Below are 6,329 nucleotides of genomic sequence, written 5' to 3'. Positions count from 1 at the left end.
GTTAGGCGCGGGGGTGGCTAGGCGCGGGGTGGCTAGGGGCGGGGTGGCTAGGGGCGGGGTGGCTAGGGGCGGAGGTAGGTGAGGTCGGGGAGGTGGGTGGTGTAGGCGTCGAGGAGGTGGTGGGCGGCGGTGACGGAGTCGACTAGGGGGTGCCAGGCGAAGGCTCGGAGGGCGGCGGAGCGGGAGGTGGTGGTGGCGGCCTCGATGGTGGAGCGTTCGACGGCTTTGACGGCGGTGACCAGGCCGGCCTGGTGGTCGGTCAGTTGGGAGACGGCGAGTGGGAGGGCGCCGTTGGCGTCGACGGTGCAGGGGATTTCGACTACGGCGTCGTCGTCGAGGTGGTGGAGGATGCCGCGGTTGCGGACGTTGAGGATGAGGGATGCGCGTTCGTTGTGGGCGATGGCGCGCATCAGGGAGAGGGCGACTTGTTCGTAGCCGCCGGCGGCCATGTCGCGTTCGTCGCGTTCACCTGCGTCGGCGACCTCGCGGCTCTCCACCATGTACGTCGATTCGCGCTCGGCGCGGGTCTTTTGCCACAGCTCGAGCGCCTGGTCGGGGTGCTGGGTCGTCTCGGCGTAGAACGCGGACTGCTGTTCGAGCAGGAACGTCCCGCGAGTCTGCCGGACAGCCTGTACGGCGGCCAGCGTCTCGCGCGCGAAGTAGTAATAGTGCAGGTACTCGTTCGGAATCGAACCGAGGGACCGCAACCAGTCCACCCCGAACAGCCGCCCTTCCTCGAAGGAAGTGAGCTCCTCCGTGGAGGTCAGCAGCTCGGGCAGCCGGTCGACCCCACCGGACCGCAGACCGCGCAACCAACCCAGGTGGTTCAGCCCCGCGTAGTCGTAGAACGCGGTCGCCGGATCCACGCCGAGTGCGAGCGCAGCCCGCCGACCGAGACCCGAGGGTGAGTCGCAGATCCCGATCACGCGGTCACCGAGGTACGGGATCATCGCCTCGGTCACCATCCCGGCCGGGTTGGTGAAGTTGATGACCCAGGCCTCCGGAGCAATCGCCGCAATCCGCTGCGCGATCGCCGTCGCCACCGGAATCGTCCGCAGTCCATACGCGATCCCACCCGCCCCGACCGTCTCCTGACCCAGTACGCCGAGATCCAGCGCCACCCGCTCGTCGACAGTCCGCCCCTCGAGCCCGCCCACGCGAATAGCCGAGAAGATGAAGTCGGCACCACGCAATGCGTCGTCGAGGTCGGTAGTAGCGGTCACCACAGGCGGTTCCAGCACGCCGACCGCTTGCTGGCGGAGTACGGCGGCGATCGAGTCGAGGCGGGTTCGGTCGGTGTCGTAGAGGGTGACTTCGGTGATGCGGCCGGGGCCGTGGTCGCCCAGGAGGGCGTGGTAGACGAGCGGGACGCGGAATCCGCCGCCGCCGAGGATTGTCAGTCTCACTCCGTACCCACCTGTCGTAACGTCCGAAAGCACGCACCGCGTGCGAGGCTCATGCGAGCACCACTTGGGCGCCGGCTTCTGTTAGTTGGGCCCGGGTCGCCTCATCGGCGGCGGGCTCGGTGATGACCGTATGCAGTTCGCCGGGTTCGCAGACGCGGGCGACGCCGTGACCGGGGAACTTGGTCGCGTCGGCGAGCAGCACGACACGGTCGGCGGCCTGGATCATCGCGCGCTTCACCGGGACCTCGATCATCGTGCTGTCCATCACGCGGCCGTCGGGGCGAACCCCGCTCGTGCCCAGGAACAGCCAGTCGACGTGGATCTGCCGCAGGCTCTCCTCGGTCAGATACCCGACGAGTGAGCGATAGCTGCGCCGGACGAAACCGCCGAGGACGATGAGCTCGATCGACTCGTCGTACTGCAGTTCCTCGAGCACAGCAAGGTTGCTCGTGACAACAGTCAGTGATCGCCCATGCAGGTGCTGGGCGACGCGCAAGGCCGTGGTCCCGATATCGAGCAGCACCGACTCGCCGTCCTGAACCAGCTCGGCGGCCCGCCGCGCGATCCGGTCCTTCTCCGCGGCATGGACGGCGTTCACGTCGGCGAACGGCTCATCCCCGCCGTCGACGGCGAGAGCGCCGCCGTACACCCGGGTCAGCCGGCCCTCGTCGTGCAACTGCTCGAGGTCGCGACGGATCGTCGCCTCGCTGACGCCCAACCGGGCGGCCAGCACCTTCACACCTCCGGCCCCGTCGGCCCGGAGTGCGCGCACGATCTCGTCCTGACGCTGCTTCGGCAACACATCACGACCGTATCACGCAAACTCTGTCATTTTCAGTCACAACCGTGATTGGGTATTGAAAAGTTTGACGGTCGGGTTCAAGATTCACGCAAGAGTTTGATCAGACCTGCAGGAGTGTGGGACAGCTCATGAACGAGCTTGACGTGGTCGTATCAGGCCTGGTGTTCCAGGATCTGGTGCTCGGCCTGCCCACGCCCCCGCGGCCGGGCACCGAGGTCTGGGCGACGGATTCGCACGAGAGCCCCGGCGGCATCGCCAACTTCGCGGTCGCCCTCGCGCGGCTCGGGCTGCGCACGGGGATGGCAGCGACGTTCGGGGTCGACGATCTGGGCGCACGACTGTGGGATCGCCTGCAAGCGGAGCACATTGATCTGAGCCTGTCCCGCAAGCTCGGCAACTGGCCGACCCCGCTCACCGTGGCCCTTGCCTATGACAACGATCGGGCGCTGGTCACCCGCGGTACCACTCCCCCGCTGTCGGCCGACGACCTCATCAGTACGCCGCCCAGAGCCAAGGCCGTTGCCGCCCACATCGGTCCCTGGCCGAACGAGTGGCTGGCCAAGGCGAAGGCCGCCGGGAGTCTGGTGTTCGCCGACGTGGGCTGGGATCCGAGTGAGCACTGGGATCCCGCCGTCCTCGACCAGCTCGAGCACGTCGACGTCTTTCTCCCGAACGCCGACGAAGCGATGGCCTACACCCGTACGACGTCGCCGGGCGCGGCGCTGGAGTCACTCGCCACGAAGGTCCCGGTGGTCGTCGTGTCCAACGGCGCGCACGGGGCCGAGGCGATCGACGGCCGGACCGGCGAGCGCGTCGCCGTACCGGCCTTCTCAGTCCCGGCGGCGGACACCACCGGGGCGGGTGATGTGTTCGCCGCCGGCTTCATCGCGGCCACGCTCTGGGACCTGCCGCTCGCGCAGCGGGTCCGCTTCGCCGCCCTCACCGCAGCGCTGTCGGTCACCAAGCTCGGCGGCGCAGATGCCGCCCCGCGCTGGGAAGACCTCGCCCAGTGGCAGCGAGAACACCCCGAAGACCGGCACCTCGAAGCGCTGATCAGCGCACACTCAGGAAGGTAAGACCATGGATCTGTCACGTCGAACGCTGCTTGCTGGGGGCCTCGCAGCCGTGCTCGGCGGCACCGTCGTCGCCTGCTCGTCCGGAATGGACACCGGCTCGACGCCGAAGAAGAACGCCACCGGCAACCTGGCGCTGTGGTGCTGGCCGGGCGGTCTGGGCAAGTCCGTCCTGGACGACACCATCGCGCACTTCCCGGACCAGCACATCAAGTACTCCGAGGTCGGCGGCGACTTCAAGCAGAAGCTGCTGACCACGTTCAGCGGCGGTACGTCGATCCCGGACATCACCGGCATCAAGGGTGAGGACATCGCCTCGCTGTTGCCGCAGGCGAGCCGGTTCGTGGACCTGAAGACGATCGGCGCCGACGACGCCTTCCTCAGCCAGTACCTGGAGTGGAAGGTCAAGCAGGCCACGACGCTGGACGGCAAGGTGCTCGGCATCCCGATCGACATCGGCCCGACCGCGCTGTTCTACCGCGAGGACATCTTCACCGCGGGCGGCCTGCCCGGGGATCCGAAGACCGTCGCCGAGCAGATCAAGACCTGGGACGACTTCCTGCAGGCCGGTGTCCAGCTGAAGGCGAAGAACCCGAAGGCGCTGATCGTCGCGGACGCGGTCGACATGTACGGCACGATCGTCAACCAGGGCACGTCGCGCTACATCGACAAGGACAACAAGTTCATCGGCGACCAGGACCACATCCGCAAGGCGTGGGACACCGCGGTGAAGGCGATCACGCTCAAGGTGGACGGCAGGTCACTCGGCGGGTCGAACGACTGGAACGCCGGTCTCGACCAGGGCACCGTGCCGACCATCGTCGGCGCGGCCTGGGTCGCCCTCGACGTCAAGGCCGCCGCGAAGACCAGCGTCGGCAAGTGGCGGCTCGCGCCGACCCCGAGCGGCCCGGCGAACTTCGGCGGCTCGTTCCTGGCGATCACCAAGAACGCACCCGACCCGAAGGCCGCGTTCGAGGTGATCAAGTACATGCTGAGCGCGGACAACGAGGCCAAGGCGTTCACCGACGCGCAGATCTTCCCGGCGACGCCGGCGGCGTACGACAAGCCGCAGTTGAAGGCGGCCGACCCGTTCTTCGGTGGTCAGGTGCCGATCGAGGTGTTCGGGCCGGCTGCCAAGGACATTCCGATCGCGTACGAGGCCCCGCTGGACGCGGCCCTCTCGGTACCGTTCACCGACGCGCTGAAGCTGGTGCAGGTCGGCAAGAAGACCTCCGACGCGGGCTGGGCCGAGGCCGTCGAGAAGGCCAAGCAGATCGGCAAACGTCAGGGCGTTCAGTGACGCTGACCGCACAAGCTCCCACCAAGCCGGTACGACGAGGGCGCCGCCGCGGCGTCCTGTCGTACTGGCGGTTCTACCTGGCGTTGTCGCCGTTCTACATCCTGTTCCTGGTCTTCGGGCTCTACCCGATGGCCTCGACGATCCTGCTCGGGTTCCAGAAATGGGACGGGTTCACGCCGCGGACCTTCGTCGGCCTGCAGAACTTCGCCTTCCTGCTCGAGGACAGCACGTTCTGGCTGGCCCTGAAGAACACGGTCGTGCTGTTCTTCATGTCCACGGTCCCGACGCTGGCGATCGCCCTGGTGCTGGCGGTGATGCTCAACTCCGCTGTCCGGTTCTCGAGTGTCTACCGGGTCGCCTACTTCATCCCGAACATCACGTCGCTGGTCGCGGCCGCGATCTTCTTCGCGGCCGTCTTCAGCACGAACTTCGGGCTGATCAACTCCGGACTGCGGGCCCTCGGCATCGAGACCCAGGACTGGCTCGGGCAACCGTGGGGGATCAAGATCGCGATCTCGACGATGATCGTGTGGCAATGGGCCGGGTACAACACGATCATCTATCTGGCCGGGTTGCAGGCGATCCCGAAGGAGCAGTACGAGGCGGCCAAGGTGGACGGCGCCGGCCCGGCCCGGACGTTCTTCTCGATCACCCTGCCGCAGCTGCGCCCCGTCGTACTGTTCACCGTGGTCACGTCGACCATCGGCGGCCTGCAGACCTTCACCGAGCCGCAGGTCATGGTCGGCAACAGCGGCGGTGTCGGCCAGAGCGGCATGACGATCGTCATGTACTTCTACCAGCAGGCCTTCCTCAACAACGACTACGGGTACGCCGCGGCGATTGCCCTGAGCATCTTCATGCTCGTGCTGCTGTTCACGGCGATCAACTGGAAGCTGGTCGGCGGAAGGGGTAAGCAGTGAGGTGGCAGTGGCGCGGTGTCACGCTGCACGTCGTCCTGGCGGTCGCGGGCATCCTGAGCCTGTTCCCGTTCTACTGGACGCTGGTGATGGCAACCAACACCACCGCGGACATCTACCGGTTCCCGCCGAAGTTCACTCTCGGCTCGCAGCTGGACGACAACGTCCGCGCCGTACTGGAGAACGTCGCGTTCTTCCAGTCGATGGGCAACACGTTGGTGGTGGCGGTCTCGACCACACTGCTGGTGCTGTTCTTCGACTCGCTGGCCGCGTTCACGTTCGCGAAGTTCCGGTTCCCGGGGCGCAACGTGCTGTTCGTGATCCTGCTGGCGACGATGCTGCTGCCCGCGCAGCTCGGGGCGATCCCGCAGTTCCAGACGATGGCGGCGTTCGGCTGGGTCGGATCCTTGAAGGCGCTGGTCATCCCGGCCGCGGCCAATGCCTTCGGCATCTTCTGGTTGCGGCAGTACTTCTCGAGTTCCATCCACGACGAGCTGGTCGAGGCGGCCACGCTGGACGGCTGCGGCTTCCTGGGGGTCTATCGGAACGTGGCGCTGCCGTCGGCCCGGCCGGCGCTGGCGTTCCTGGGCATCTTCACCTTCGTCGGATCCTGGAACGACTACTTCTGGCCGTTGGTCGTGCTGACCAACCCCGATCACCTGACGCTGCAGGTCGCGCTGTCGACCCTGAACCGTTCGCACGGGGTCGACTACTCGATGGTGATGACCGGTGCACTGATGGCGATGGTGCCGCTGATCGTGATCTTCATCGTCTTCGCGCGGCAGTTCATCAAGGGCGCAACCGAGGGAGCCATCAGAGGATAAGATCCGG

Annotated in this window: 6 protein-coding genes; 4 read left to right on the top strand and 2 right to left on the bottom strand. The window is 66.9% G+C overall.

Annotation, left to right across the window (positions count from 1 at the left end):
• Window positions 1-62 precede the first annotated feature (62 nt).
• Window positions 63-1,406, bottom strand: coding sequence for a 6-phospho-beta-glucosidase (locus tag ABD231_RS23070; protein ID WP_344155561.1), 1,344 nt, complete (start codon window positions 1,404-1,406; stop codon window positions 63-65).
• A 49-nt stretch (window positions 1,407-1,455) separates the two neighbouring features.
• Complete coding sequence (locus tag ABD231_RS23065) at window positions 1,456-2,208, bottom strand: DeoR/GlpR family DNA-binding transcription regulator (RefSeq protein WP_344155558.1); 753 nt, start codon at window positions 2,206-2,208, stop codon at window positions 1,456-1,458.
• Window positions 2,209-2,336: 128 nt separating this feature from the next.
• On the opposite strand from ABD231_RS23065, the gene ABD231_RS23060 reads away from it, so the two are divergent.
• Genes ABD231_RS23060 through ABD231_RS23045 form a run of 4 tightly spaced genes read left to right on the top strand, consistent with a single transcriptional unit; the run spans window position 2,337 to window position 6,322 of the window.
• Window positions 2,337-3,284, top strand: a complete 948-nt coding sequence (locus tag ABD231_RS23060) for a carbohydrate kinase family protein (RefSeq protein WP_344155555.1) — start codon at window positions 2,337-2,339, stop codon at window positions 3,282-3,284.
• A gap of 4 nt (window positions 3,285-3,288) precedes the next feature.
• Window positions 3,289-4,581 carry an ABC transporter substrate-binding protein gene (locus tag ABD231_RS23055; protein WP_344155552.1) on the top strand — a complete coding sequence of 431 codons (1,293 nt, stop codon included), beginning with the start codon at window positions 3,289-3,291 and terminating at the stop codon, window positions 4,579-4,581.
• Window positions 4,578-5,501, top strand: a complete 924-nt coding sequence (locus tag ABD231_RS23050; RefSeq protein WP_344155549.1) for a carbohydrate ABC transporter permease — start codon at window positions 4,578-4,580, stop codon at window positions 5,499-5,501. The genes ABD231_RS23055 and ABD231_RS23050 overlap by 4 nt, the downstream gene beginning before the upstream one ends.
• A complete protein-coding gene (locus ABD231_RS23045; protein ID WP_344155546.1) occupies window positions 5,498-6,322 on the top strand; it encodes a carbohydrate ABC transporter permease in 825 nt (274 codons plus the stop codon). The genes ABD231_RS23050 and ABD231_RS23045 overlap by 4 nt, the downstream gene beginning before the upstream one ends.
• Window positions 6,323-6,329 lie beyond the last annotated feature (7 nt).

The sequence above is a fragment of the Kribbella yunnanensis genome, from assembly GCF_039529655.1.
GTDB lineage: Bacteria > Actinomycetota > Actinomycetes > Propionibacteriales > Kribbellaceae > Kribbella > Kribbella yunnanensis.
The sequence above is the reverse complement of the archived record's forward strand: the minus strand, read 5'-3'. Positions and strand labels throughout refer to the sequence as shown.